General features: G+C 43.4%; 24 protein-coding genes and 1 tRNA gene. 5 read left to right on the top strand and 20 right to left on the bottom strand.

The features are described from left to right. Positions 1–381: 381 nt before the first annotated feature. Genes LWP20_RS05410 through LWP20_RS05395 form a run of 4 tightly spaced genes read right to left on the bottom strand, consistent with a single transcriptional unit; the run spans position 382 to position 4,718 of the window. On the bottom strand, positions 382–1,668 hold the full coding sequence (locus LWP20_RS05410) for an adenylosuccinate synthase (RefSeq protein ID WP_242927089.1): 1,287 nt from the start codon (positions 1,666–1,668) through the stop codon (positions 382–384). Between the two features lie 6 nt (positions 1,669–1,674). After that, positions 1,675–2,025 carry an STAS domain-containing protein gene (locus tag LWP20_RS05405; RefSeq protein WP_242927088.1) on the bottom strand — a complete coding sequence of 117 codons (351 nt, stop codon included), beginning with the start codon at positions 2,023–2,025 and terminating at the stop codon, positions 1,675–1,677. After that, positions 1,997–2,494, bottom strand: coding sequence for a Fur family transcriptional regulator (locus LWP20_RS05400; protein ID WP_242927087.1), 498 nt, complete (start codon positions 2,492–2,494; stop codon positions 1,997–1,999). Before LWP20_RS05400 ends, LWP20_RS05405 begins: the two co-directional genes overlap by 29 nt. A 34-nt stretch (positions 2,495–2,528) precedes the next feature. Beyond that, positions 2,529–4,718, bottom strand: a complete 2,190-nt coding sequence (locus LWP20_RS05395; protein ID WP_242927086.1) for a RelA/SpoT family protein — start codon at positions 4,716–4,718, stop codon at positions 2,529–2,531. A 299-nt stretch (positions 4,719–5,017) separates the two neighbouring features. Between LWP20_RS05395 and LWP20_RS05390 the strand changes: the two genes are divergently transcribed. The 4 genes from LWP20_RS05390 to clpX all read left to right on the top strand — a co-directional run bounded on the left by LWP20_RS05390 (position 5,018) and on the right by clpX (position 8,859). Next, positions 5,018–5,099 (top strand) — tRNA-Leu (locus tag LWP20_RS05390). A 74-nt stretch (positions 5,100–5,173) separates the two neighbouring features. Further along, entirely contained in the window at positions 5,174–6,496 is a 1,323-nt protein-coding gene (tig, locus tag LWP20_RS05385) for a trigger factor (protein ID WP_242927085.1), read from the top strand. Between the two features lie 89 nt (positions 6,497–6,585). Then, on the top strand, positions 6,586–7,284 hold the full coding sequence (locus LWP20_RS05380) for a ClpP family protease (RefSeq protein ID WP_242927084.1): 699 nt from the start codon (positions 6,586–6,588) through the stop codon (positions 7,282–7,284). A gap of 351 nt (positions 7,285–7,635) precedes the next feature. Further along, complete coding sequence (clpX, locus tag LWP20_RS05375; RefSeq protein WP_242927083.1) at positions 7,636–8,859, top strand: ATP-dependent Clp protease ATP-binding subunit ClpX; 1,224 nt, start codon at positions 7,636–7,638, stop codon at positions 8,857–8,859. Between the two features lie 72 nt (positions 8,860–8,931). Here clpX and lpxB read toward each other — a convergent pair whose 3' ends face one another. From lpxB to LWP20_RS05355, 4 genes are read right to left on the bottom strand one after another with little or no spacing between them, the layout of a single operon-like run. Then, the gene (lpxB, locus tag LWP20_RS05370) at positions 8,932–10,047 is read right to left on the bottom strand and encodes a lipid-A-disaccharide synthase (protein ID WP_242927082.1); all 1,116 of its coding nucleotides are present in this window, start codon (positions 10,045–10,047) and stop codon (positions 8,932–8,934) included. Positions 10,048–10,104: 57 nt separating this feature from the next. Next, positions 10,105–10,521: a 6-pyruvoyl trahydropterin synthase family protein gene (locus tag LWP20_RS05365; protein WP_242927081.1), complete on the bottom strand. Its 417-nt coding sequence runs from the start codon at positions 10,519–10,521 to the stop codon at positions 10,105–10,107. Continuing rightward, entirely contained in the window at positions 10,522–11,529 is a 1,008-nt protein-coding gene (locus tag LWP20_RS05360; protein WP_242927080.1) for a FecCD family ABC transporter permease, read from the bottom strand. Continuing rightward, complete coding sequence (locus LWP20_RS05355; RefSeq protein ID WP_242927079.1) at positions 11,526–12,443, bottom strand: ABC transporter substrate-binding protein; 918 nt, start codon at positions 12,441–12,443, stop codon at positions 11,526–11,528. Before LWP20_RS05355 ends, LWP20_RS05360 begins: the two co-directional genes overlap by 4 nt. Before the next feature lie 90 nt (positions 12,444–12,533). Between LWP20_RS05355 and rfaD the strand changes: the two genes are divergently transcribed. Beyond that, positions 12,534–13,499 carry an ADP-glyceromanno-heptose 6-epimerase gene (gene rfaD / locus LWP20_RS05350; protein ID WP_242927078.1) on the top strand — a complete coding sequence of 322 codons (966 nt, stop codon included), beginning with the start codon at positions 12,534–12,536 and terminating at the stop codon, positions 13,497–13,499. 157 nt (positions 13,500–13,656) lie between these two features. Here the strand turns inward: rfaD and LWP20_RS05345 are convergent, their stop codons facing one another. From LWP20_RS05345 to cyoE, 12 genes are all read right to left on the bottom strand, one after another. Further along, the gene (locus tag LWP20_RS05345) at positions 13,657–14,022 is read right to left on the bottom strand and encodes a hypothetical protein (RefSeq protein WP_242927077.1); all 366 of its coding nucleotides are present in this window, start codon (positions 14,020–14,022) and stop codon (positions 13,657–13,659) included. Positions 14,023–14,196: 174 nt separating this feature from the next. Then, entirely contained in the window at positions 14,197–14,478 is a 282-nt protein-coding gene (locus LWP20_RS18325) for a DUF305 domain-containing protein (RefSeq protein ID WP_367615737.1), read from the bottom strand. Between the two features lie 405 nt (positions 14,479–14,883). Then, positions 14,884–18,375: a DUF8818 domain-containing protein gene (locus LWP20_RS05335; RefSeq protein WP_242927075.1), complete on the bottom strand. Its 3,492-nt coding sequence runs from the start codon at positions 18,373–18,375 to the stop codon at positions 14,884–14,886. Continuing rightward, positions 18,372–22,079: a sensor histidine kinase gene (locus LWP20_RS05330; protein WP_242927074.1), complete on the bottom strand. Its 3,708-nt coding sequence runs from the start codon at positions 22,077–22,079 to the stop codon at positions 18,372–18,374. The genes LWP20_RS05335 and LWP20_RS05330 overlap by 4 nt, the downstream gene beginning before the upstream one ends. A gap of 65 nt (positions 22,080–22,144) precedes the next feature. Beyond that, complete coding sequence (locus tag LWP20_RS05325) at positions 22,145–22,531, bottom strand: DUF983 domain-containing protein (protein ID WP_242927073.1); 387 nt, start codon at positions 22,529–22,531, stop codon at positions 22,145–22,147. Then, complete coding sequence (locus LWP20_RS05320; RefSeq protein ID WP_242927072.1) at positions 22,515–22,781, bottom strand: hypothetical protein; 267 nt, start codon at positions 22,779–22,781, stop codon at positions 22,515–22,517. Before LWP20_RS05320 ends, LWP20_RS05325 begins: the two co-directional genes overlap by 17 nt. Before the next feature lie 18 nt (positions 22,782–22,799). Beyond that, positions 22,800–23,354 (bottom strand): DUF420 domain-containing protein, encoded by a 555-nt coding sequence (locus LWP20_RS05315; RefSeq protein ID WP_242927071.1) that lies wholly within the window; start codon positions 23,352–23,354, stop codon positions 22,800–22,802. Then, on the bottom strand, positions 23,332–23,940 hold the full coding sequence (locus tag LWP20_RS05310; RefSeq protein ID WP_242927070.1) for an SCO family protein: 609 nt from the start codon (positions 23,938–23,940) through the stop codon (positions 23,332–23,334). The genes LWP20_RS05315 and LWP20_RS05310 overlap by 23 nt, the downstream gene beginning before the upstream one ends. Before the next feature lie 71 nt (positions 23,941–24,011). Next, a complete protein-coding gene (locus tag LWP20_RS05305) occupies positions 24,012–24,359 on the bottom strand; it encodes a cytochrome C oxidase subunit IV family protein (RefSeq protein WP_242927069.1) in 348 nt (115 codons plus the stop codon). 72 nt (positions 24,360–24,431) lie between these two features. Then, positions 24,432–25,178, bottom strand: coding sequence for a cytochrome c oxidase subunit 3 (locus LWP20_RS05300; protein WP_242927068.1), 747 nt, complete (start codon positions 25,176–25,178; stop codon positions 24,432–24,434). Between the two features lie 25 nt (positions 25,179–25,203). Next, positions 25,204–25,788, bottom strand: a complete 585-nt coding sequence (locus tag LWP20_RS05295) for a cytochrome c oxidase subunit 3 (protein ID WP_242927067.1) — start codon at positions 25,786–25,788, stop codon at positions 25,204–25,206. A gap of 2 nt (positions 25,789–25,790) precedes the next feature. Then, positions 25,791–26,651: a heme o synthase gene (cyoE, locus tag LWP20_RS05290; RefSeq protein WP_242927066.1), complete on the bottom strand. Its 861-nt coding sequence runs from the start codon at positions 26,649–26,651 to the stop codon at positions 25,791–25,793. Positions 26,652–26,666: the final 15 nt, after the last annotated feature.

Below are 26,666 nucleotides of genomic sequence, written 5' to 3'. Positions count from 1 at the left end.
TTGCAACAAGCAAAAGCAGCTTTTTTGTGGCCCCGGGCCCTTACAAGCCCTTTTCCCAAATCCCGCTCCGGCTGAACGGGCTGCAAAAGTAAGGGTTTGTTTTTAATCCGCAAGGGTTACAAGTGAAGATTTCTGCTGAAAGCTGCTAATGGGCTATTAATGAGAGGGATTAATTTTCATTTATTTTGTATCCCCTATTTCTCTTAACTATTCAAGCCTTCTTTCTCTAGGTTAACTTCTCCTCATTTTCATCTATTAAAGTACTTTCTAAGTATAAATAGATAATCAGTCTTTCATCTTACCTTCTTTATTTATAAAGTATGTTAAAGAAAGAGCCCCTTACTAAGTATAGCAAGGGGCTCTTTCTTTTTGCTTTTATTGTTAAGCTATTTTAAAAGCTTCTCTTTTCAACGTGCTTTTTCTATCCGGGCCTACAGATACTATTGTTATAGGTACTTGCAGGTGCTCTTCTAAAAAGGCAAGATAGTTATTGAATGCTTCTGGCAAATCTTCAACCGCTTCTATTTTGTTAAGATCTACTTTCCATCCTGGGAGTTCTTCGTAAATAGGCTCGATGGCTTCTGCATCCAGTGAGTGCGGAAGTTGATCGGTGATCTCTCCTGAGGCCAGTTTATACTTTGTACATACCTTTATAGTATCAAACTCGGTCAGTACATCTGCCTTCATCATGTTTAACTGCGTTACGCCATTCAACATAATAGAGTATTTTAAACTTGGCAGATCTACCCAGCCACAACGGCGCGGACGACCAGTTGTTGAGCCAAACTCCCTTCCGGCTTGTCTTATACTTTCTCCAACTTCATCCAGAAGCTCTGTCGGGAAAGGGCCGCTGCCTACACGCGTGCAGTATGCCTTAAATATACCGTATACTTCTCCTATATGCTTAGGCGCTACACCCAGCCCGGTACAAGCGCCAGCTACCAAGGTAGTTGAAGACGTTACAAACGGATAGGTACCAAAATCAACATCGAGCAAAGAGCCTTGTGCGCCTTCCGCCAGAATCTTCTTTCCTTCGCTTAATGCTTTATTGATCATGTATTCACTATCAACAAGCTTTAATGTGCGCAGGTATGCTACAGCATCAAAGAATGCCTGCTCAAGTTCTGCAATTTCCAGTGTCTGGCCATAAAACTCTACTGTTTTACGATGGCGCTCCACCAGTTTATTATAACGATCCTGGAAATCCGGGGCAAGTATGTCGCCAACGCGTAAACCAACACGACCAATTTTATCCTGGTAAGTAGGGCCGATACCTTTTAATGTAGAGCCAATCTTTCCTGTTCCAAGCGCTTCTTCTGAAACCCTGTCCAGCACTTTGTGCGATGGAAGTATGAGCGATGCTTTTTTAGAGATAAACAGGTTTTTGCTTGCATCCACTCCGCGATCTTCCAGCTTTTTCATCTCAGTTTGGAATACGATCGGGTCAAGCACTACGCCATTGCCAATGATATTCTGAATGTGCGGATGAAAAATACCTGAAGGGATCTGGTGCAGCACATGCTTTGTGCCTTCAAACTCGAGTGTGTGGCCTGCGTTAGGGCCGCCCTGGAAACGGGCAACAATGTCATAGGTTGGAGCCAGAACGTCAACGATTTTTCCTTTTCCTTCGTCGCCCCACTGCAAACCTATTAATATGTCAACTGCCATTATACTTTAATAAATTGATTCCTTTAGAAATTGTGCTGCAAAGCTATCGTTTTCAGCGATCGTAAATATCGCATTCAGTTTGGTAACTATAAGCAGCTTCCTGATATGTTCGGAGGGTTTAATCAGAACAAGCTCTCCTCCCCTGTTTCTGAACTTGGTTAGCAATGATACCAACACGCCCATCCCGCTACTATCCATGAAGCGGGCATTGGAAAGGTCGATAGCGCAAAGTGTAACTTTGCCATCACCCTCGGCATCGGCATCCGCGATCATTTTTTGTGTATCAGGGCCGGCAATCAGATCGCCCTCCAATCTGATAAACAAAATATTATCCTTCAGCTCTTTCTGATACTTCATGGTGCTGTTGTGTCGCTTTTTTGGCACGGCAATCGCCACAGATGCCGTATAAATTCAGGGAATGGTGCAAGATATGAAAATTAAGCAGTTCGCCCACCATTGTCTGTATATTATGGATGCGCGGATCGCAAAACTCTACTACTTTGTGACACTCGGTACATATTACGTGGTCGTGCTGCCGGTAACCGTACGATTTTTCATACTGCGCCAGGTTACGACCAAACTGGTGCTTGCTTACCAGGTCGTTCTCTACCAGTAAGTCTAATGTATTATATACAGTAGCCCTGCTTACCTGGTAGTTTTTGTTTTTCATACTTATATAGAGTGACTCCACATCAAAATGTCCGGAGCGGGAATAGATCTCCTCAAGTATAGCATACCTTTCAGGGGTTTTTCGCAAGCCTTTGCTTTCCAGGTAGGCGGTAAAAATCTTTTTTACTTCTTCGAATTTATGTTGATCTAATGCCATTGTTCTGTGTGTTTTAAAATAATGCGCTGCCTTCTTAATCGAAACGTTCTACAGTGAGCACACCATTTACTTTACCCATGCGCTGAATCAGCCTGTCCAGGTGACCAGTATCATTTACAAAAACCATAATGTTACCCTCAAAGATTCCGTCGTGAGAATCAATGGTGATAGAGCGCATGTTTACTTTTAAACTATTAGAAATGATTTTAGTTAAATCATTCACCAAACCTACCCTGTCGGTACCTTTAATACGAATACCTGCCAGGAATGCCAGCTCCTGCTGATCGATCCATTTTGCCTTTACAATACGGTGGCCATAGTTAGACATAAGCTCGATGGCCCGCACACAATTGGTACGATGGATCTCAATATCCTCGTCGCCGGTTTCAAAGCCGAACACCTCGTCGCCAGGTATAGGGTTGCAGCATTTGGCAATCCTATAGTTCATGTTAGAGGTATGCTCCCCTATCAGCAACATATCTGAGTTAACCCCCCGTATTTTCTGTACTTCCTTATCAAAGGATTTAGGCTGCAGCATAGAGGTGGTTTTATCAGTAGCCGCCGTGAAGATAACCTCCTTTATATTCTTAACATCAATATGCCCCGTCGCAATTCTATAGTATAGATCCTGCAGAGAAGGCACATTAAAAAAGGCAAGCAGGCGGTTAGTGTTAGCTTGTGTGTCAGAAATATTGAGCTGCAGCAGACGCTTATCCAGCATGGTTTTGCCAATCTCTGATTTATACTTACGTTCCTCGCGCAGGTATTCCTTTATTCTCGAACGTGCCTTGGAAGTAACCACATAAGTCAGCCACTCTTCGTTTGGTTTTTGTTTCTGCGAAGTAAGTATTTCTACCTGGTCGCCGTTGCGAAGCCTGTAGCTTAAAGGCACCAGTTTCTGATTTACTTTGGCTCCCAGGCAATGCATGCCAATCTGCGTATGAATCTCGAAAGCAAAATCAAGGGCGGTGGCGCGGTCAGGAAGTATAATCAGTTCGCCTTTCGGGGTAAACACAAATACTTCCTCCACAAACAGGTTCTTACGGAATTCATCCATAAACTCCAGTGCATTGGCCGTGTTGCCTTCCAGCATATCGCGTACTTTATTTATCCATTGCTCCAGCGCCGATTCTGTAACTGCTCCTTCTGCTTTATACTTCCAGTGGGCGGCATAACCACGTTCTGCAATTTCATCCATGCGCTTGGTACGGATCTGTACTTCCACCCACTGCCCTGATTTACTCATGACGGTAGTATGCAACGATTCGTAACCGTTAGATTTGGGCGTATTCACCCAGTCGCGGAGGCGGTCGGGGTTAGGCTGGTAAAAGTCTGTTATAATAGAGTAAGCCTGCCAGCAGGCAGCTTTTTCATTTTCATAAGGTACATCCAGTATAATCCGGATAGCGAACAGATCGTAGATCTCCTCAAAGGTGATGTTCTGCTTCTTTATCTTCTTTAATATAGAGTAGATAGATTTCGGCCTGCCTTTAATGGTAAACTTAAAACCATGCCGGGTCAGTTCTTCTTCTATCGGCGCCAGGAAATCCTTTATAAACTTGGTACGCGCTGCCCGTGTCTGGCGGATCTTATTGGAGATGTCTTTATAAGTTTCGGTATCGGTATACTTCAGGTACAGGTCTTCCAACTCAGATTTTATCGCATACAAACCAAGGCGGTGTGCCAGCGGCGCATACAGGTACATGGTTTCGGAAGCGATCTTCAACTGCTTGTGCCGCGGCATACTATCCAATGTACGCATGTTGTGCAGGCGATCGGCCAGCTTTATAAGTATAACCCGAACATCATCAGACAGTGTAAGCAGCATCTTACGGAAGTTTTCAGCCTGCTGCGATGTACCGTAATCAAAAACACCGGAGATCTTGGTTAGTCCTTCAATGATCCTGGCAACTCCCGGCCCGAACTCCCGCTCTATGTCGGCAATTTCCAGTTCGGTATCTTCAACCACATCGTGCAGCAGAGCGGCAACTATTGAAGTTGTACCCAGCCCGATTTCTTCTACGGCAATCTGGGCTACTGCCAGCGGATGGAAAATATAGGGCTCACCTGATTTACGGCGCATGTCTTTATGCGCTTCCACTGAAGTATTAAAAGCTTTCTTTATGATCTTGGCATCATTGTCTTTTAAGAAAGGCTTGGCATACCTTAATATTCTGCGGTATTGTCTTAAGATCTCTTTGCGTTCTGCTTCCGGATCGATCATAGTAACTATAATAAGAGAAGTATAAAGGGGGCTCCCGGAGCCAACACCAAATGCCGGCTATACTTATATATAAGTATAAATCAGGCACAGGTATTCTTAGGTTCAAATATAACTGATTATACTTTGCATTCCATACTTTACTGTTTATGCACCTTTACCTTCTAACTATCAATATCTTATACTTACACCACTAGAATACCGCGAAAAAAAGATGAAAAATATTTCACTTTTTTTGCGCTCAGCTATTGCAAATATAATTCCTGTGCTTAATTTTGCATCATCATTACAAACAACACCACGCGGATGTGGCGAAATTGGTAGACGCACTAGACTTAGGATCTAGCGCTGCGAGGCATGGGGGTTCGAGTCCCTCCATCCGCACACATAAACGAACCCTCAACAGCGATGTTGGGGGTTTGTTTTTACATGATGTTTCATACTAAAATTTAGTAGCTTTGAATATTACATTAAACCAAACCGACAGCACCAACGCGCAACTGAAGGTTGTACTGGAAGAGGGAGATTACGCACCGAAGGTAGACCAGCAGGTAAAGGAATACAGCAAAAAGGCCCAGATAAAAGGCTTCAGACCTGGTAAGGTGCCTGCAGGTCTTGTTAAAAAAATGTATGGCAAGAGCATCCTGGTAGAGCAGATCAACAAATTGCTTCAGGACGAAATCTCTAAGTACATTAAAGATAATGATGTAAAGCTGCTGGGCGAGCCACTTCCGGAGCCTAACCAAGCCGAGATTGACTGGGACAACCAGAAGAGCTTTGAGTTTAACTATGCAGTAGGCCTTCTACCTGAAATTAACCTTCCGCTTGATAAAAGCGTAGAGGGGTACACTGTTGAGTTAGACCAGAAAACGATTGACGAGGCGTATGAGAACATAAAGCGCCAGTTCGGTAAAACCATCAACCCGGAAACTTCTGAGCAAGGCGACTTTATCTCAGGTGAGCTGAAGGCAGTAGATGGCGAATTCGAGTCTAAAACCCTTATTCCTACAAGCCGCGTAGTAGAAGGCCAGGATAAATTTGTTGGTGTAAAAGCCGGCGATGTTATCCGCTTCGATATCCGTAAAACTTTTGGCGATGATAACGCTGCCCTGGCACACGTAACCGGCCTAAGCAAAGATATGGCTGCTGAACTGAACGGTGAGTTTGAATTTACTGTAGAAAAGATCAACCGTACTGAAGCTGCAGAACTGAACCAGGAGCTTTTCGACAAGCTTTTCGGAAAGGATGAAGTAAAATCAGAAGAAGAGCTTGATGCCAAGATCCGTGAAACGATCAAGGAAAACTACGATCGCGAAGCTGATAACCTGCTGAGCCGTAACGTAATTGACACGCTGGTTGACAACGTAGATGTTGAGCTTCCAACTGAATTCTTTAAGCGTTGGCTACAAGTTACGAACGAAGGACGTTTAACTACTGAGCAGATCGAGGAAAACTTTGATAAGTACCTGCGTGAGCTGAAGTGGTCTATGATCAAGAACAAGGTTGTAGAAGAAAACGAGCTAAAAGTAAGCAACGAAGAAGTTGTAGCCTCTACTAAAGAGAAAATGCTGGCGCAGTTTAACATGCCTGAAATACCGGAAGAACTGGTTGAGAGCATGAACAACTATGCAAACCAATACCTGAGCCAGGATAATGGCCGTAATTATATTAATGAGTACGAGCAACTGCTGGCTGAGAAGGTGCTCGCTAAACTTAAAGAAAAGATGACTGTTGTAGAGAAGACCATCTCTGCAGAGGACTTCAGAAATCTATCGTTCTAAAGAGCGATTAGCTTATATACTTTCAAAAAAGTCCTTTAAATTATTAAAGGACTTTTTTATTTTTGACTAAACCGTAAAATAAACACGATATGTTTAACAAAGACGAGTTCCGGAAATTTGCTGTAAAAGGCCAGGGCATGAGCAGCCTGGGTGTAGACCAGTATATTCATCATGTAGAGAGCAGAGCCATGCATACTATAGAAAGCATGACCCGTTCTGTAATTGAAGAACGCCCTACGAACTTCCGCGAGATTGACGTATTCTCCCGCCTGATCATGGACCGTATCATTTTCCTGGGAACGCAGGTAGATGATTTTATAGCAAACATTATTACAGCTCAGCTTCTGTTCCTGGAGTCTGCTGATGCGAAGAAAGACATCCTGTTGTACATTAACAGCCCGGGTGGTTCTGTATATGCCGGCTTGGGTATTTATGATACCATGCAGTATGTAAGCCCGGATGTGGCTACTATCTGTACAGGTTTGGCAGCTTCTATGGGTGCTGTGCTATTAGCAGGTGGCGCTAAGAACAAGCGTTCTGCCCTGCCGCACGCCCGTGTTATGATTCACCAGCCAATGGGCGGTACGCAAGGCCAGGCTTCTGACATAGAGATTACAGCGCGCGAGATCCTGAAACTAAAGAAAGAGCTTTATGAAATCTTAGCTGAGCATTCAGGTAAATCTTACCAGGATATCTACGACAACTCAGACCGTGATTACTGGATGAAAGCAGATGAAGCGAAAGAGTATGGCCTGATTGATGAAGTACTGACACGCAAAAAGGCATAAGGTTCGCTAAAGCTTTAAGCTTATACTTATCTAAAGCCCGCCCCGGAAACACGGAGCGGGCTTTATTTTTATACTTTAACCATCCTTTGCTCCTTCTGCTTTTAATAAAAAGTGAAAAACTGCAAGAAATTTATCAACAAGCCAATGTGGAAATCATAAACTTACAACAATCTAAATGTCAATTAGTTATGCAAAAATAGATTAATTTATATTTTAAAATTTATAGTTAGTTTTGCGCTGTATATTAACATAGTCCTAAAAAATTTTCTGCTTTTATAACTTTTCAATTTTGTACCTTTGTTTCAGAGGTCTTACCAACTGAGACCCGGACAACGCAGGACCAATCTTTTTATGGCTGAAATTACTTGCTCTTTTTGCGGCAAAAACAAGAAAGACGTATCGGTGATGATATCCGGTATAAACGCACATATATGTGACCGTTGTATCGGACAGGCGCAGCAAATTCTGAACGAGGAGAATAAGATACGCGCCAGTAGCCGTACGCCTAAATTCAACCTGATGAAACCGAAGCAGATGAAGGAATACCTTGATCAGTTTGTGGTAGGCCAGGATGAAGCGAAGAAGGTAATGTCGGTGGCTGTTTACAACCACTACAAACGCCTGATGCAGGACACCAATGACAGCGATGTTGTGATCGAGAAGTCGAACATTATTATGGTAGGTGAAACCGGTACAGGTAAAACATACCTTGCCCGTATGATGGCCGGCATCCTGCAGGTGCCATTCTGTATTGCCGATGCAACTGTACTTACTGAGGCTGGCTATGTGGGCGAAGATGTGGAAAGTATACTTACCCGTTTGCTACAGGCTGCCGACTACAATGTAGAAGCGGCAGAGCGTGGCATTGTATACATTGATGAAATTGATAAAATTGCTCGCAAGAGCGATAACCCATCTATTACCCGCGACGTGAGCGGCGAAGGCGTACAGCAAGCACTTCTTAAATTACTGGAAGGTACTGTAGTAAACGTACCGCCACAAGGTGGCCGCAAGCACCCTGAGCAGAAAATGATCACGGTTAACACTGAGAACATCCTGTTTATTTGCGGTGGTGCCTTTGTTGGAATAGACAGACTGATTAAGAACCGTCTGAATACACGCCCTATAGGTTTCTCTAAATCTAAAATGGACGAGGAAGAAGAAAAAGAAAACTTCCTGAAATACCTGACGGCACAAGACCTGAAAAACTTTGGTCTGATACCAGAACTTATTGGTCGCTTACCAGTGCTTACCCACTTAGATCCGCTTGACAAGGAAACACTACGCCTGATCTTGCTAGAGCCGAAGAACTCTATCGTAAAGCAGTACAAGCGCCTGTTCGAGATGGAAAACATTACACTTACCTTCGACGACGATGCCCTGAACTACATTGTAGAGAAAGCAGCAGAGTATAAGTTAGGTGCCCGTGGTCTGCGTTCTATCTGCGAAGGTATCATGACAGATGCTATGTTTGAGCTTCCGTCTGAAGAAGGCACACACGAATTACTGATAACCGGCGAATATGCCCGTGAAAAATTTGATAAATCTACGCTAAAGCAGCTGCGTGTTGCTTAAGTAATTATAGATCATAAAGTATAAAAAAAGCCCCGGCAGTTGTGCCGGGGCTTTTTTTATACTTTATACTTTTTATTTTTCGTTCAGATAACCAACCATCAGTTCTGCAGCGCGCTCGGCAGTGCGGTACTCCCCTATTTTCTGGCGCACCAGGGCATAGCCATCCAGCTGCTTTTTCAGGAAGTATTTATCAAACAAGATCTGCTTCAGCTCAGCCACGATCTTTTTCGGTGTAAAATCATCCTGTATAAGTTCGGTAACTACCGGCTTGTTGGCAATCAGGTTTACAAGCGAAATGTATGGCACTTTTATTACCTGCTTACCTATATAATAAGAGATGGCACTCGTTTTATAGCAAACTACCTGCGGCACATTAAACAAGGCTGTTTCTAAAGTAGCCGTACCCGATGTTACCAGCGCAGCTTTTGAGTGGGCCAGCAGATCATAGGTCTGGTCATAAACTATTTTAATGTTTTTGTCTTTGTTATACTCCTCGTAATACTCTTTAGAGAAGTTGGAAACCCCGGCCACCACAAACTGGTAATCACGGAAAGAGGGCAACACACTCAGCATTACGTGCAGCATGTTCTCAATTTCCTGACGGCGGCTACCCGGAAGTATAGCAATTATGGGTTTGTTATTATAAAGCCTGTTCCTGGCCCTGAAATCAGAGCATGCCACATGGTCTGAAACAGAATCGTTTACGGGATTGCCAATGTAATCTACTTTATAGTTGTAGCGGCCATAGAACTCTTCCTCAAAAGGCATGATCACGAACATGCGGTCTACATACTTTTTGATCTTGTGCGCACGGCCCTGGTTCCAGGCCCAGATTTTGGGAGAGATATAGTAAAAAACTTTCAAGCCCCGGGCTTTGGCAAATTTGGCGATGCGCATGTTAAAGCCGGCATAATCAACCAGAATGACCACATCCGGGTTAAAAGCTTTAATATCGGCTTTACACTCTTTCAGGAAACGAAATATCTTGAACAGGTTTTTGAAAACCTCCGCAAACCCCATGAAGGCAAGTTCCTGGTAATGTTTTACCAGCTCCATACCAGCCTCCTGCATCATGTCGCCGCCCCAGCCTCTGATCTCAGCATCAGGGTCTTTAAGCCGAAGCTGCTTAATAAGGTTTGAGGCGTGCAGATCGCCTGAACGCTCGCCGGCTATTATATAATATTTCATGCGGTTAATCTCCGGTTAAGGACGCAACGTTGGAAAAAGGAAAAGAAATGCTGTTGCTTATTCGCCGAAATACTCTACGTAGTTACGTGGGGTTTCATATAATTTCAAACTGTGCAGTTTGGCACTCGAAATTTCAGAGATCTTAGGCTCCAGAATTTTCCAGAACTCGATCACCAGGTTTTCGGTGCTGGCCAGTTTATCTTCCATAAAAGGCACATCCATGTTCAGGTTTTTGTGGTCAACCTTATCAATGATGTTTTCGCGGATGAGGGTACTTAATTTTTTCAGGTCTATTACAAAGCCGGTTTCCGGGTCTGGTTTACCTTTTACGGTCACGATCAGCTCATAATTGTGGCCATGCCAGTTCACATTGGCACATGGCCCGAAAATCTCCTTATTCTTCGCCAACGACCAATTCGGGTTGTGCAGCTTGTGGGCCGCATTGAAATGCTCTAATCTGCTTACGTAAATCATTTAACTGCTAAACTTATAATTCTTTCTGGACAGCAAATATACAAAGAAAGGAACACCAAAGAACGATGTTATGATGCCAATTGGCAGGCCTGCCGGCGGATAAATTACTCTGGAAAGTAAATCACAGAGGAGCATAAATAAACCACCGGTAAATGCACAAAAAAGCAGATTCGATTTTCCGGTTGTCCCCATGAGCGCGCGTGTTACATGTGGAACAATAAGACCTACAAAACCTATCGGGCCTGAGGTAGCAACGGCAAAGCCGGTAACCACCGACACTGTGGCAAGTATAGCCCAGCGTGTTTTTACCACCTGCACACCCAGCGCCTGTGCCCGGTCGGCCCCTAATAAAAGTATGTTTAATTGCTTTTGCAGAAAAGCAAAAAGTATAAGTGCAAGTATAAGTGCCGCTGCCGGATAAGGCAACAAGCTCCAGCTGGCCCGTTCAAAACTCCCCATCGACCAGAAAATAACCGCTTTCAGTTTACCCTCCGAATCGGAAAGAAAAGTGAGCAAACCAACTATAGCTGTAGCCAGCGAGCTGATAGCAACGCCAGCCAGCAGTAGCTGTGCCGGAATAAGCTGCCGTTTCCGGTAACCAAGCCTTACCACCACCAGCGTAACTATAAAAGCACCGAGCAAAGCAAAAACCGGAGGCATATAAAAACCAGCTATTGCGACATCTACAAACCCAAAGAATACCAACACAGCACCCAACGATGCTCCCGAAGCGGTACCCAGCAAGTATGGATCGGCCAGAGCATTGTTTACCATCGCCTGCATTAAATACCCACAAAAGGCCAGCGACGCACCAACTACCAGGGCCAGCAACAAACGCGGCAGGCGCAGGTGCACAATAGCATAGTGTATGGTATTGTCGGGGTTATAGTTAAAAAAAGCATCGGCTATACTTGCCAGCCCGGTATCAAAAGAGCCAACCTGCAGCCCAAGCACCAATACTATAAGTATAAGCAGCAGCGCAACTATAAAGTATAAAGTTCTGCTCATGGGTATAGTAAACGCTCCAGTTCAAGTATAGATTCTACCACGCGCGGGCCGGGACGCTCCATCAGGTTGCCTGTTACAGCATATATACGGTGGTTCTGGTAAGCTTTTATTTTGCGCAGTTCCGGGTATTGGCTGAAGAAAGTCTGCTCCAGTTTTTCAGGTGAACCTCCTAACAGCACATTAGGGTTCAGCTTAAGTATGTACTCGCGGGTAAGTGCCGGGTATGGTTGGTCGAAAACTTCCTGAACAGCATTCTGTGCCCCAAGTATGTGTAGCTTGTCCGTCAGGATGGTGTTCTGACCATATACATAGATCGGGTCGGTCCAGGTGATGGCGAGTACCTGCTGCGGCCTGGCTTGCCCTTTGTGGCGTTGCTCTAATTGTTTCACCTGCTGCCTAAGCGAATCTGCCAGATGATTTGCCTGTTGCTCCCGCCCCATGATCTTACCAATAGCTTCCATTCCTTTAAAAACATCCTCTACCGTTCTATACTTCTGTATGTATACCGGCACGCCAAGCTCTTTCAATTTCTCTACTACTTCCATCGGAACAATGCCTTCACTCGAGAAAATAAGATCCGGCTTCAGCGCCAGCACCTGTTCGTAATCTACAGGGTAGTTACTGACAATAGGTTTGGTTACTACTTGAGTAGGGTAATCGCATTGGGGAGTTCTGGCAATAATGGTAGCGGTATCGCAAATAGCGAATAGCATTTCGGTCATGGCCGGGGAAAATGCCATCACGCGTTTTGGCTGGTGCTGTAGTTTGAGTTCGCGCCCCAGATCATCTCTAAAAACTATAACTTGCCCTGTAGCCGGCTCCTGCTTTTTACCGTTACAGGCCAGCAACAGTAGCAGCAGGCAAGTATAAAAAAGCCGGTTCAGGCGGAAGTACAACGTATGATTTTGTTTCAAGGGCTTTTGCTGCCAGGTACATTTACAGGGGCAGCTCCATTTATTTTCGTAAATTTAGCGCAATTTACGTTACAGCCTAAATTCTGAATTATGATCGTCGTAACTGGTGCTGCCGGCTTTATTGCAAGCTGCCTTGTAAGCAGGCTGAATGCAGCCAACTTTAATGATATAGTGGTGGTAGATAATTTCTCTGTCGCTAAAAAAGAAGACAACCTGAAAGGGAAAAAGATAAAAGAGTATGTAGACCGTGATGGCTTTATTGAGTGGCTGGACAAGAACTATGAAGAAGTAGAATTTATCTTTCATTTGGGTGCCCGTACCGATACCACCGAGTTTAACAAGGATGTATTCGACCTGCTTAACCTAAACTACTCCAAGAAAGTATGGAATGCCTGCTGCGAGTACCAAATCCCGCTGGTTTACGCGTCTTCGGCAGCTACTTATGGTTCGGGCACGCTTGGTTATGATGATGACGAAGCTACCATTCCATTGCTGAAACCACTGAACCCGTACGGCGATTCTAAGAACGATTTCGATAAGTGGGCACTGGAGCAAACGGCTAAACCATTTTTCTGGGCCGGCCTGAAGTTCTTTAACGTGTATGGCCCGAACGAATACCACAAAGGCCGCATGGCTTCTGTTATTTTCCATGCATACAACCAGATAAAAGAAAAAGGCCGCCTTACTTTGTTCCGCTCCCATAACCCGGCATATGCCGATGGCGAGCAGATGCGCGACTTTGTTTATGTAAAAGATGTGGTGGAAGTATGTATGTTCCTGATGCAACACCGCAAAAACTCGGGCATCTATAACTTAGGCTCGGGCAAAGCACGCACGTTTATGGACCTGGCGCTGAATACATTTGAAGCAATGGGCAAAACCGCCGAAATTGATTTTGTAGACACCCCGGAAAGTATACGCGATACCTACCAGTATTTTACGGAAGCCAACATGAGCAAGCTGCGCGCTATCGGATACGATAAGCCTTTTTATACTTTGGAAGAAGGCGTGAAAGATTACGTGCAGAATTACCTGATGGAGGGAAAATATTATTAGGTAAGTATAAAGTATAAATGCTGAATTGAGTTTTAGTAAAATGAGCAAGGCCCTGGCTATATTTGAATAGCCAGGGCCTTGCTCATTAATTTAGTTAGATGTACTATTTGCCTAATCAATTCTTGCCTTATACTTAGCCGCTATACTTAGTACTCAGTTATTTCTTAGTTATCAATCTACCCAACTTGTTATTAATCAAGCTTGTGATTTTATTTATGGCAATGTTAATCTTTGTTACTCTTATTAATGGCAAAGTCAAATTAGAAGGCTTCCCATACTTAAAATCAATTTCGAATTTTTGAGTTATTTCTTCCAGAATTTCCTCGGTAGCTTTTATTTCTCCCTCCATCCAATTATCCCAACCAAATTCTATCGTTCTTTTCCCGTCTCTTAGTATTATAAAGTCATAATCTATCCCAGCGTCAAACCCATCATATTTAGCAGACACTACCCAACCTTCGTCCAACAGGCCTCTTATTATTCTATTCCAGTCTTCGGTTTTTATACCTGTCGCTGTTTTCAACTTCCTTCTTTTTATATACTTTTTAGCTGCATGTTTTAGCAAACGATCTCACAAATAGCTTAAGCGGTTTTAGAAAAACTTACCTTTCTGTTCTAAATAAACTTGACCAAAAGTGGAACATTTCAAACTATGTATTCACTCTCGATAGGTCAAACAACTCGTTGTCTGCTGCCATTATTCATTTTCCAATCGTTCAATCATTTTTTTCATCTCTGCTATCTCTCTTTCCTGCGCTTTGATAATTTCCTCAGCTAATTTTTTTACTTCTGGGTCTTTCAAATCGGCTCGTTTACTAGTTAAAATTGCAATCGAATGATGTGGGATCATCGCTCTCATCCATTTAACTTCATCTATCGGTATCTGCCGTCGAACTAAATAAGTCGAAATGGACATAAGTAAAAGGCTGCCTATAACTATTGCTGCATTTTTCATTCTGTTATTGTACATCTTTTTCATGAACAAAAACATTATAATCGCCATTCCGCTGATACCAATGAAAGTCATATACATTCTAGTCCAGCTAAAATATATGTGATTAAACTCATAGGTGTTAAAATACATGGTGATATACATTGAAATTGCTGAGCAAATCAACATTAGTATAAAAGTAGTATAATTTGATTTTTCCATTTTCCTAAGACATTTTTTGGTTACATAGTTATCTGTTAACAAGAATAACTCTCCTAGCTATACTACCTTTGTAATAATATTAGTTACTATTGAGCTTAATATTGCTCTCAGCTGCTATACTTTTGGCTTATATACAATATAGCAGAAAGCTATGAAATGCCCCTTTTGATAGCTCGACTTCAAATAAGATTTTAATTATTAATGTAACAAAGTAGCCAAGAGCACGCCCTCTTAAAACAACACCGAAACCTGTGTTCTTCCGGTATGCACAGCACCTATACCGTTGGCTTTGCGGCCATCATAGTTCATCGAGATGTTCAGTCCGTTACTCAGGCGTTGCTGTAGGTTAAGAGACCAGGTTATGTTGTTACCCGGCCGAAGCGCATTCAGGATCTCGTAGCCAACATAAGAGTTCATATCGCCCTTAAACCCGATGTTCACATAGCGGAGGTTGCCGGTTATAGTTCGTTTGCTTACCTGGCTCAGTTTCGTTTCCAGCCCTAACTCGTGGAAGGTACCTTCCTGCTGTTGTTCGTCGGTAGCAGCCAGCTCATTTTGTCGCAAAGCAAACAGGTAGGTGCTTGTAAAGCGGAGCTTTGCGTTGGGTTGGTAAGCAAGTTCGGGCGTCAGCTCTTTCGATTCTATGCGGAAGTTCTTCGACTCCAGAAAATTAGAACGGTTCTCGCGCACGTTCTGCCCCACGGTTAGTTTCGAGCTCAACACTTCATTCAGGTTTAATCGCCCTGTAAGTACATGGCTGCCCAGGTTACGGGTTTCGGTGCCATTTGTTAAAAGCGATTTCTGCTGGTTCTGCTGAAAAGTATACTCCAAACCATGGTTAGGATTGCTGCGGTTAAAGTATACCGTGTTACGCAGAGTTTTCGCGAGCGACAGCAGGAATTCATCTTCAAAATCATCGATGAACGGGTTAAAACGGTTTTGCAGGTTATCGTCAGTTGTCTTTTTATCGATGCTTACGAAAGTGAGTACGGCAAAACGTGAGGCAAATCCTTTCCAGTTTTTTTGGCTACGCCAGCTGCGGGGCGTGCTGCTGTTAAGCCTGTAACTGAAGTTGTTAGTATAGGCGTTAATATACTCGTCGGTGGGCAGGAAGATCTTGATGTAGCGGCGCTGGTCTATAGTTTGTGCTTCCAGGTAATCGTTGAGGTCGTTGGGGTTGCCACCATCGCGGAGGTAGTGCGTGCCCTGCCCCGGCAGCGTTTCCCTGAAAATGAAAATACGTTTCAGTTCGCGCCCTGTACCTACAGCATACGTCATTTCAGAGCGGAAACTGCCATCCAGGAAACCGGTGTTCCAATCTATGCGCGACTGCACTGTTTCTTCGTTTAGTGCGGTGGCCAGTTCCAGTTTGCGATAGGTTAGCTGCAATGCAAGATCGCTTTCTTTGCCGTAGCGGGTTTGCAGCAAACCGTTGTAGGTCTGCCCTATTTCGCGGTTGCCTAAGGTGCCGTTTACAGTTGGCCTCAGGTCAGTGCGGTGGCTATAATCTACCCTGAATTTAACGCGGCTGGTATCGTTGCTTTCCACAAAAACCAGGTGCTCATCAAAGTACATGGCCGAGCCAGTAACAGAATCGCTGTTCAGGGCTTTTATCTTATTTTTATCAAAGCGGTAACTATAGCCGGGGGCAAAAAGCTTGGTTTTATACTTTGCACCTACTTCACCACGGTACCATTCTGACCTACGGTCGCGCTGCGAGCTGTTCAGCATAAAAAAATTGTTCCGGAGCTCCAGTTTTCCTATACTTTTAAACACATCCAGGTAATGCTGCACGCCATCTACCTGCTCTGCACGAGAGCGGTGGCTGATGCGGTAATTGACAAGGTTTGCAGCATCGCGCACAGCACCAAAAGAAAAATTCAAGATATGATCTTCGGCGGGTTTTTCAGTATTTGTAAGGCTCCAGTCGCGGTCAAACTCAATGGGGCGGTAACGGTCAATGGGCGCAAAATGCCTGTCGGTATACTCATAGTTAAGCGTGCTGTTCAGTTTATACTTGCCCAGCAATGGCAGTTCCCTGTCCTGCACTACATAGCCTACACGCACTGCTTTGCCATTATCATCCTGCGAATCTAGTTTTGAGAACCGGTTCAGATCATTCTGAGAAGCGGCACCTTCTAGGAAAAAATTCACTCCTTTCAGCACTTCATAGTTACCACCTACCGTTACCAATTGCTTTTTCCGAGGGGTTGGAAGTATACGCACCGGCAGGTAATTACCCTGAGGCACACCATTCAGCGGCGCTACCCACTTATACACACGTCCGTTCACGGTAGAGTTATCCAGCACATAATCGCCTTTATTAGCACCCACTTCAGAGAAACGCACATTGTAAAAAGCAGAATCAGGATTTGTAGAGTATACAAATATGCTGGCGCCTTGCTGCCCATCGTTAAAAAAAGTATCGCGCCTGGCGTATAATACCTGGCTTGGGTCAAAAGCTACGCTATCGGCGCCGGGGGCAACGGCCAGGTTCAGGCTATCGCCTATACTTGCCAGCAAGCGCTTTTCTTCGTCCTGCAGGTCCAGATTTATAAGATTATTGGGGTTGTCAGATTCGTTATAGTAGTTACCGTATACTTTCAGTTTTCCCAGGTTCTGGTAATGGCTCAGGTTATAAATGCCGCGGCTATAATTCTGATCAGAGTATTCAAAATCTACTTTCAGGCGGGTATTTTTGGTGATTACGTGGCGCGTGGTAAAAGTTATCTCTGCCTGGTTATAGTCAATCGTATAATCGTAATCGTAACCCCGCGTCAGTAAGCGGCCATCCAAGAAAACACGCTCCGAGTTGGCAAGTACAATAATAAAGCGCTCGTTGTTTGGCCCGCGAAGGCGGTACGGACCCAGCACGCCTTCCTGCGCTACAATACTTTGCGAAGCAAACTTACCCTTCGATACAGAGGCTGCAACTGTAGTTACTCCTTGCCTGTCAGGCTTAGAGCCCACTGTAGTTTCGAAAGCGCCGCCCTGCACGTTCTTGTAAAATTGCATAAAGTATGAGGGCTTACTGCGCAACACCACATCGCCGGCCGTGAGCTGCCAGAGTTTATGCTTCAGCGTAATGTAAACCCTGTCAAACTCCTGTAGCTGCTGGGTATTTCCTTCCGGCTGAAACGGGATATTCTGGTCGGTTATGGCAGCGGTTATACTTATGTCGTCGGTCAGTTTGCCGTCGAGTTGCAGGTTCAGGGCCGAGTTCACAAATACATTCTGGGTATTACCAAACGAGATGCCCCGGCTTATACTTCCTGTTTTGTTCAGTCCCGGCGTCCGGAAAATTTCTTCGCGGGTATTTATGTCTTCCTGGTAAAAGCCTTTCTGAAACGAGTTCATCTCCAGCTTGGCAATATCACGGCGAAAAGCAGGCCTGGTAATATTAAGCGGCAGCACCCGAAAGCAAACAAGCACCGAGTCCGGTATCGGCTGCAAAGAGCCTAAGGTATCAAGTATAGTATAATTCGGTTGTGGAAAGTTAGTAAGCCTGAACTCGTTTCGGCTATAGTTGTAATCGAAGGTAAACTGCTCTTTTTTAGGATGATAAAAGCTGACCGAGGATGGCAGCAGCGTAAGAGAATCAAGTATAACCGGATCGGATGTGATGCGCAGCCATTTGCAACGCTTGTTATTTACGGGTACTTGCGCCAGCAACGGAATGCTCAGCAACAGAAAAAGCACTAGCAAGTATAACTGCCTGCTCATGGCGCAGCCAACGGTAACGAAATAAAGAATGTGGTTCCCTTACCTTCTTCCGTTTCAAACCAGATTTGGCCGCCCGCAGTTTCGATTCCTTTTTTAGCAACCGCTAACCCAATGCCCGAACCTGTATACTTGGTGCTGAAGTTTGGTATAAATACTTTCTGCTGAATTTCGGCAGGTATGCCGCTGCCGTTATCCTTGATAGATATCACAACAGTTTTGTCCTGCTCTACCTGAAGCATTACCAATAACTTTGGTTTCCGGCTGGCAGGCACTGCCTGTATAGCGTTCAGCAGCAAATTATTGAACGTACGAACCAGCAAATTCTCATCGGCCATTACCATTACTTGCTCGTTTGGTATTTTAGAAATTAAGGTCGCCGTTGCAGGGTCGTTGTGCAGGTCAGAAGATTTACGCAAAGCAGCCGCCACGTCTATCAGTTCTGCTTTAGGCTCGGGCATGGTTGTAAAGTCAGAAAAAGAAGTGGCTATATCGCTCAGTATATTAATCTGCGTAATCAGCGTATGAGAGATTTTATCGATTAGTTGCTCTGTATTCGGTTTTTTTTCGGCAATAGCTTTCTGTAAATACTGCAACGAAAGCTTCATGGGCGTCAGTGGGTTCTTTATCTCATGCGCTACCTGCCTGGCCATTTCGCGCCATGCAGCCTCTTTTTCTTTCGTAGCCAGCTCTTCCTTGTTCTTTTCCAGCGTCAGCAGCATGCGGTTATACTCGTTCACCAGCATCCCGATCTCATCGGCACTTGCATAAGCCAGCATTTCATTCTTACCGGTAAGCGATGTGCGTTTAAGCTTATCGGCCAGCAGACGTAGCGGAACAGTAAGCGCACGCGAGGCAAAAAATGTAAGCACAATGAACACGATAAACATCACGGTAAAAATATTCATCGTGGTTGTAATCAGCTCAATCAGCTTCAGGTCCAGTTGCTTTTCAGAATCGAAGAATGGAATACCAATATACCCCACCAACTCACCGGCGGCAGCTTCGTTGCGTAATGGCAAGTATAAAGCGTTAAATTTTAAACTCCCGGCTTGTTCTTCGAGCAATACACGCAAAGCCTGCCTTTCCGAAATAGCAGCAATAGCTTCGGGATTGACGAGTTTAGATAAAAGCCCGGCTTCAAATATCAATGGCTGGCTGGTAACAAGTAACCTGCCGTTACGATCATAGAGGTTTACATCAGCTTCAGAAATAGCCGCCACATCCACAATACGGCGCTGAAGCCAGAGCTGGCGCTGTAAAATACCGTTAGCCAATGCCGTTGCCATATTCTCCTGTATTGCTTCTCCACGCCTCTCATACGACATCATTAAATCCCTTTTGTAGGAAGCAGTAACCAGACCGGCTGTTGTTATACTTACCAGCAAAAGCGGCAGCAAAATCCCGAAATTTAGAAAGAGCTGTATTTTGGTGCTGAAATTTGGCCTGAACTCCCGGATATAACTTCGGCGGAATACCAGGATTAAAATTGCCAGCAGTATGAGCCCGGCCGTAAATACAAGGAAAAGAAATGAGAAGTTAGAGAGTATTTCACTTGCGCCATACTTCTTGGTAGTAACTACAAGTACTTTCCCATCTTCGTCTTTAACGCCAAAATGATGATAATCGCCCTGGTTATGTCCATCCCTGTAAAACTCTGCATGATCAATGTGAACAGGATCCATGTTGGTGGCATAGTCATACTCGCCTTCGCTATACTTCAGCTGCTTTCCATCATAAATAGCATAACTAAGCATATCTATTCTAAAATGCTGGTCTTGCTTCTGGTCTACGAGCAGCTCAGGCACCACACTATTTGGCAGCAAACGTTTGAGGCTTAACTGTAATACTATAGTACCTTTCTGGCGCGTACTTATCGGTATTTCAATCAGCTTAAAGTATGTGCGGGCATTATAGCGCCCAGGGTCTTTAACCAGGAAAAGGTTTTTGCGCTCTGTTCGTGTAGCCGGCGTGTCATACTTACTCTTAAGCTCTTGCAAGGATGTTGCTGTTGTGTCTGAGCTCTCCAGTGTTCTGCCTTCACTGTCATAAAGAAACACGTTCGTTTCATACTTGTCAAAGTAATGCCGCAGGTACTGTTTGGAGATTTTAAGCTTGATAAAGGCAGCATCTACATAAGGGCCTTTCATTTTAGCCTGTATCAGGGCATCTTTCGCTATCTTTTTGGCAACATCTTCCAGCAGGTACTCGCCCAAAACATCATTATCTTGCAACAGGTTAAACGCAAATTTCTGCTTGTATACTTTTACTTCGTTCTGGTAATGCTCAAACAAGGCAATTGATCCTGTAAATGCACTAACGGTAATAATTAAAAACACAAAGAAATAAGTCCGGTACGGAAAACTAACCTCCTGCCGGTATTGCGCCGAAATTATCACCACCAGCCAAAAGATTGTTCCACCCAATACAAGCAGAAGCAGCTCTTTTGCAAAAAAAACAAAAACTAAAAGCAGTAAGATCGCTATACCCGCTAAAAGCTTATAAGGCCACGAGAACTGCTCTTTTTTTAGTAAGAAGGAAATTATACTTACCAATATGTAGCAGAAAATGCCCAACACAATGGTATGCAGAAACATCACTCCTAAAATCACGATCTTATACTTTGACAAATCAAGCGATTGGGTAATATCGAGTACCAGAGGCGAGTTATGGTAAATGCCATGGTAGAAACCGAATAGCAGGAATAGCAGCATGTAAAATATTGCAAAGCACCCTGCCTGTAAAAGGCGGCTATTTTTTACTGTAATTCCTTTAAGTTCTGCTAATACATTTTGTTTCTTGAATAAGTAAAGTATAGCCCAGGCCACAACCAAGAGCAACAGCATATTCAATGCTAGATCACCTATAGATGGCGACCAGAAAGAAGCTGCATATAATGAAGGGTCAAACAGGTTTAGCTCTACAAGTGCAAAGGGCAGATTCAGGAATAATAAAGCTAATCTGAAACCTCCTAATAGTATAAGCAACAGTACTACACCTAAAGTATACTTGCCCTTTTTAAACAGTGTGCGGGCACATGCTATGCTGAAAACAATAAACAGAAGCGACCCAAAAATGAAAAGCGCCAGCAAAAGGTTATTGGAAACAGCATGGGTTTTTACTTCAGCGAATTCTAATGCAAATAGAAATTCACCAGCAGGACTTTTTATTTGAGGCAAACCTTTCACTGGCTCCAGTACCAGACTCGCCTGCACATTACCAAATATATTCTCCTGCAGCCCTGAAGTAAGGTAACTGTTGCTGATCTGGTAATTTACCTGAAGCGGTATGTAGATTAAAATTTTATAGGCCTTTACCTGATGTGGTACAACTATAAATACGCCATAGCTATTATTTACGATGGCAGGTTTTATAACATCAGGTGGGAAATCAAGATCAGGTATAATGGTATGATCAGACCAGAAAACCAGCGTATCCTGTCTATATACAAAAGATGGATAATGGGTCTGCTTCAGTAACCTGGAAAAAGAAACAGTATCATTAGCTAACTGATTACCAATAATTACTGCACTTTGATGAGCGTGGGCAAGCGCGCTGTCTATTCTGGAAGTTATCAGGGATAACTCCTTCTGCTGGCTTTTAAGATTAACTGCCTGTGAGGGCACATTAAAATGCAGCCATGCCAGTGCTGAAAAGCACAGCAACGAAATAAAAAAGAGAAGGGCAAGTATTATCTTCCTATTCAAAGCAGATGAGTTTATCCACGAATTTAAAGAAAACGAAAGATAACAGCTATTGATTCAGGATGTAATTAACGTTTGTTGTAGCCAGGATCATAATCTACCCCACCAAAAAAATGGAGCATCAGAATTCTGGCATACCTGAAAAGGACCGGCGTGAAGAGCAGAACAACAACTGCAACTACTGTTACATAAACCCAGGTGGGAGGATCGTTAGCCAAATAATATAATAAAATGCCAACCAGTAGCACAATAGCTACTGAAAAGCCATAGCTGACATACATGGCTCCCCAGAAAAAACCAACCTCTACTTCATAATGGAAACCACAAACGGGGCACTGCTCATACATCTTATCAAACTTTGTCAGATTAAATGCAGAATGTGTAAAGACATCCCCCTTACGGCATCGCGGGCACTTTGCCCCTACTATGGCTCCCAGCTTAGATGGTTGCGCCATCTTTCTTTTTACGACTGCTCTTATACCATAAGAACCCTACCGTACCAACCAGCAGATATGGAATAACCATCAGGTAAAGTATTCCGGTATTTAAGCCTGAACCAACTTCTGATTCGGGCTCTTTGCTGCCTGTACCTACGTTAGATTCAACGGTGGCACGGCACATAGCACATTGGCTGTAGGCATTCCCCACTGACAATATCAGTACGAAAACCAGCATAGAAGCCATCAGTATTATTTTCTTCTTCATCACAGTTACGTCTGTTTATTAACTATAATACGGAGAAATTAAAAGGTAAACCAAAACACCGGTTACTGCAACATACATCCAGATCGGGAAAGTCCAGCGGGACACGCGCCTGTGACGGGCTAACTGGTCTGTAATACCAAAATATACTGAAAGTAAAACCAGTGGTACAATAACTACAGCCAGTACGATGTGAGTTAAAAGTATAAAGTAATAGATATACTTTAAGGCACCATCACCTCCGTAAATAGTTCTTTCACCAAGAAAGTGGTACGTTACATATGATATAAGGAATATGGCAGATAAGCCAAAAGCAGTAAGCATAGCTGCTCTGTGGTTACGAACCTTACCTTTCCGGATATTATAATAACCTACTAAAAGCGCACAAGCTGTAAGGCTGTTAAGTATAGCATGAAAAGCGGGTAAAAAAGATACATCTGCTTTACTCTCACCTTCTTTCTGCATGAAGAATAATAGCGCTACAACTACTGGAATTGCAACAGAAAGCACAGCAATCAAAGTTAAAAACTTTTTATCCTTTGCTGATGAAGCACTATTTACTTTTACTGTATCCATCAAGTAATACGTTTATCTCTGTTATTAACCGGTCAACTTCTGCAGGGTCAGTCCCATCGTAAATTCCGCGCACATGTTGCTCCTTATCTACCAGCATAAACTTTTCGCTGTGTATAAAGTCCTGCTGGCCTGCTACCTGCTGCACCGGTAAATAAAATCCCTTTTTAGCCAGCTCATAAATCTTTTCGCGCTCGCCTGTCAGGAAAAACCATTTCCCGGGCATGGCACCATACATTGCTGCATAGTTAGCCAGCACTTCAACAGAATCATGCTCAGGGTTTACTGTATAGGAAACAAGCTTTACAGAAGGATTGTTCTCAAATGCTTCCTGCACTCTTACCATCTGCGATGACATTTTCTTGCAGACATCCGGGCAAGTAGCAAAGAAAAAGTTAGCAACATAAATGCCACCGGCCAATTGCTTTTCGGTTATAGATTGCCCTTGCTGCGAAACAAATTTAAAAGATGGAACCTGGTGAAAAATCGTATCACCTTTTGTATCAATTAACGCCTCTCCACTGTCATCCACTTCGGGGAAGTATGTTTTTAGCGTAAAATGGTGTTCCCCAAATTTACCTAAAAACATAAAAACAAGAAGAGGCACTAATAGTAGGATACCTAATATTAGTGCCTTTTTTGTACTCATGATAAGATATACTATTTAAAGTAGTTCGTTACCGAATCAAAGTAGTAACTACCTTCAGAAATCAAAGCAACCATTAACCAGATAACAAGGGCCATGGGAATTAAGATTGCCCAGATTAAAGCTTTTGTCTCATGCTTTAAGTGCATAAACTCAGCTACAATGTAAAATGCTTTGAAAATTGTAAGCACAATAAAGATAGAGTTACGCAACGTGCTAGCTTCCATAAAGAATGCGAACACGAACTCAAGTGCCGTAAGACCAACAAGAATCATAAAGGTTCTCCAGATTGCTTTGGTCTGAGCTTTAGGGATCTCACCAGTTTGAGTGAAATCGTGAGAATGATCAGAATGCATTGCCATAGTATTCTATTTCTTTAGCTACAGTACCCGGAATAAGTCGGGTACCGGATATATTTTTAAAATTAACTACTGTTAGATCAGGTAGAAGAATGTAAACACGAATACCCATACAAGGTCTACAAAGTGCCAGTAAAGACCAACTTTCTCAACCATTTCGTAGTGACCGCGCTTCTGGTAAACACCATTTACAGTGTTAATGAAGATCATAATAAGCAGTACAACTCCACTCAATACGTGTGTTCCGTGGAAACCTGTTATGAAGAAGAACAGGTCTGCAAACAACGGAGGACCGTACTGGTTAATAGTCAGGTTAGCTCCAAATACTCTGGTTCCATCTGCTAGCAACATACCTTCTTCAGTACCAGTAATAAAGTGTGACCACTCCCATGCCTGGCAACCAAGGAATATGCTTCCGAAAAGGATAGTCCAAAGTAACCACTTCTGAACAGCTTCTTTATCCATACGATGGCCGGCCTCAACAGAAAGCACCATTGTTACCGAGCTTAGAATCAGAATCATCGTCATCAAAGCCACAAAAGCCAACGGAAGATCTACTCCATGGAAACCAGGGAAAGCATTAAATACTTTTTCTGGTATTGGCCACCACTGCGTAGAAAAGGTGAAGGCATCCGCTTCGCCTGTATAAGGCAGGTGCTTATGGCGAGATAAACCATAAACAATTAAAAAGGAGCCGAATGTAAATGCATCAGATAGCAGGAAAAACCACATCATAAGTTTTCCATAGCTCGCCTTTAATGGCTCGTTGCCGCCATCCCATGTACCTGAGTTAGGTGCTTCCAGCGTAGTTGAAGTAGACATAGTATATGTATTGAAAAAAACGTGTTTAGTGATTCAACTTTAAAAATATATACAAATATATCCAAAGGCCACCCAGAAAGTGCCAATAGATGGTACACAACTGTATACGCAATGTATTTTTAGAGTGTACTTTGAATTTAAAACTAGACCTTAATACAAGTACCAGAAAAATAAGCCCTGTAATAAGGTGAAAACCGTGTACACCAGTTAATACATACAGAAAGGAGCCTGAAGGGTTACTTGACACTCCACCGAAGTATACATTATTAGCTACCAGTTCGCCCCATGCATTCCACTGTCCTAACAGGAAAACAACACCTAAAACAGCTGTCGCAACCAGCATAACTTTCAACCTTGACAGGCTGTCTGTTTTAGCTGCATTGTAGGCTAATTGCATGGTAATACTGCTTAAAACAATTACAGCAGTATTAATCAACAACATGTTTGGTAAATCAAACTCCAGCCAGTTGCCCTCTTCGCGCCTTACTATGTAGGCACTCGTAAAGGCTGCAAACATCATAATAATACTTATAATAATCAACCATAACGAGAATTTAAGTGGGTGAGCTCCCGCTGAGTTATTGCTATCTTCTATTGATCTTGAAACCATAATCAAAGAGTTACTTTATCTAAAACAAACGCTATCTGAACGATAGGTAAATATAAAAATGAACCAAACATGATACTCATGGCAGCTTTTTTAGAGCAGGTACGCATAAGATAAAATGTTTGGGCAAGAAAAAGGACACCACATACAACTGCTACAAATGCAGAAGTTGTACCTGTCATGCCAAACTGTAATGGTAATAAGCTTAAAGGAATCAGCACCAAAGTATAAATCATAATCTGGAAAGCCGTTTTTAAGTTTTTACCGCCAGCCATTGGCAGCATTTTAAACCCTGCTTTCTTATAATCATCATCTAGCACCCAGGCAATAGCCCAGAAATGCGGGAACTGCCATATAAACTGAATTCCGAAAAGTATCCAAGCTTCTACGCCTAATGTTCCTGTAGCCGCAACCCATCCAATAAGGGGCGGCAAACCACCCGGTATAGCTCCGACAAAAACACAAATAGGGCTGATGCGCTTTAAAGGCGTGTAAACAAACCCATAAAGCACTAGTGAGATAAAAGCAAGTATAGCTGAAAGTACATTGAAGTAAACTGCAAGTATACTTAAACCTGTTACCCCAATCAGAACACAATAAATGGCAGCTTGCTTTACACTTAGTTCACCTGTTGGAAGCGGTCTTTTAGACGTTCGCTTCATCATTTTATCCAGGTCTTTCTCTATTATCTGATTGATGATATTGGCAGAACCTGTAACTAACAACCCTCCAAGTGTAACAAGAGCTATCTCAAGAGCAGAAGCTTTCGGATGGCCTAACACAAAACCTATTGCACTGGAAAAAGCAACTACGGCACTTAACCTAAATTTTAACAGTCTGAAATATAATACTGCCTGATGTGCCATAATATGTATTGGCAG

The organism is Pontibacter vulgaris (assembly GCF_022758145.1).
Classification (GTDB): domain Bacteria; phylum Bacteroidota; class Bacteroidia; order Cytophagales; family Hymenobacteraceae; genus Pontibacter; species Pontibacter vulgaris.
Note: the sequence above shows the minus strand (reverse complement) of the source record. Positions and strands in the feature narration are given on the sequence as shown.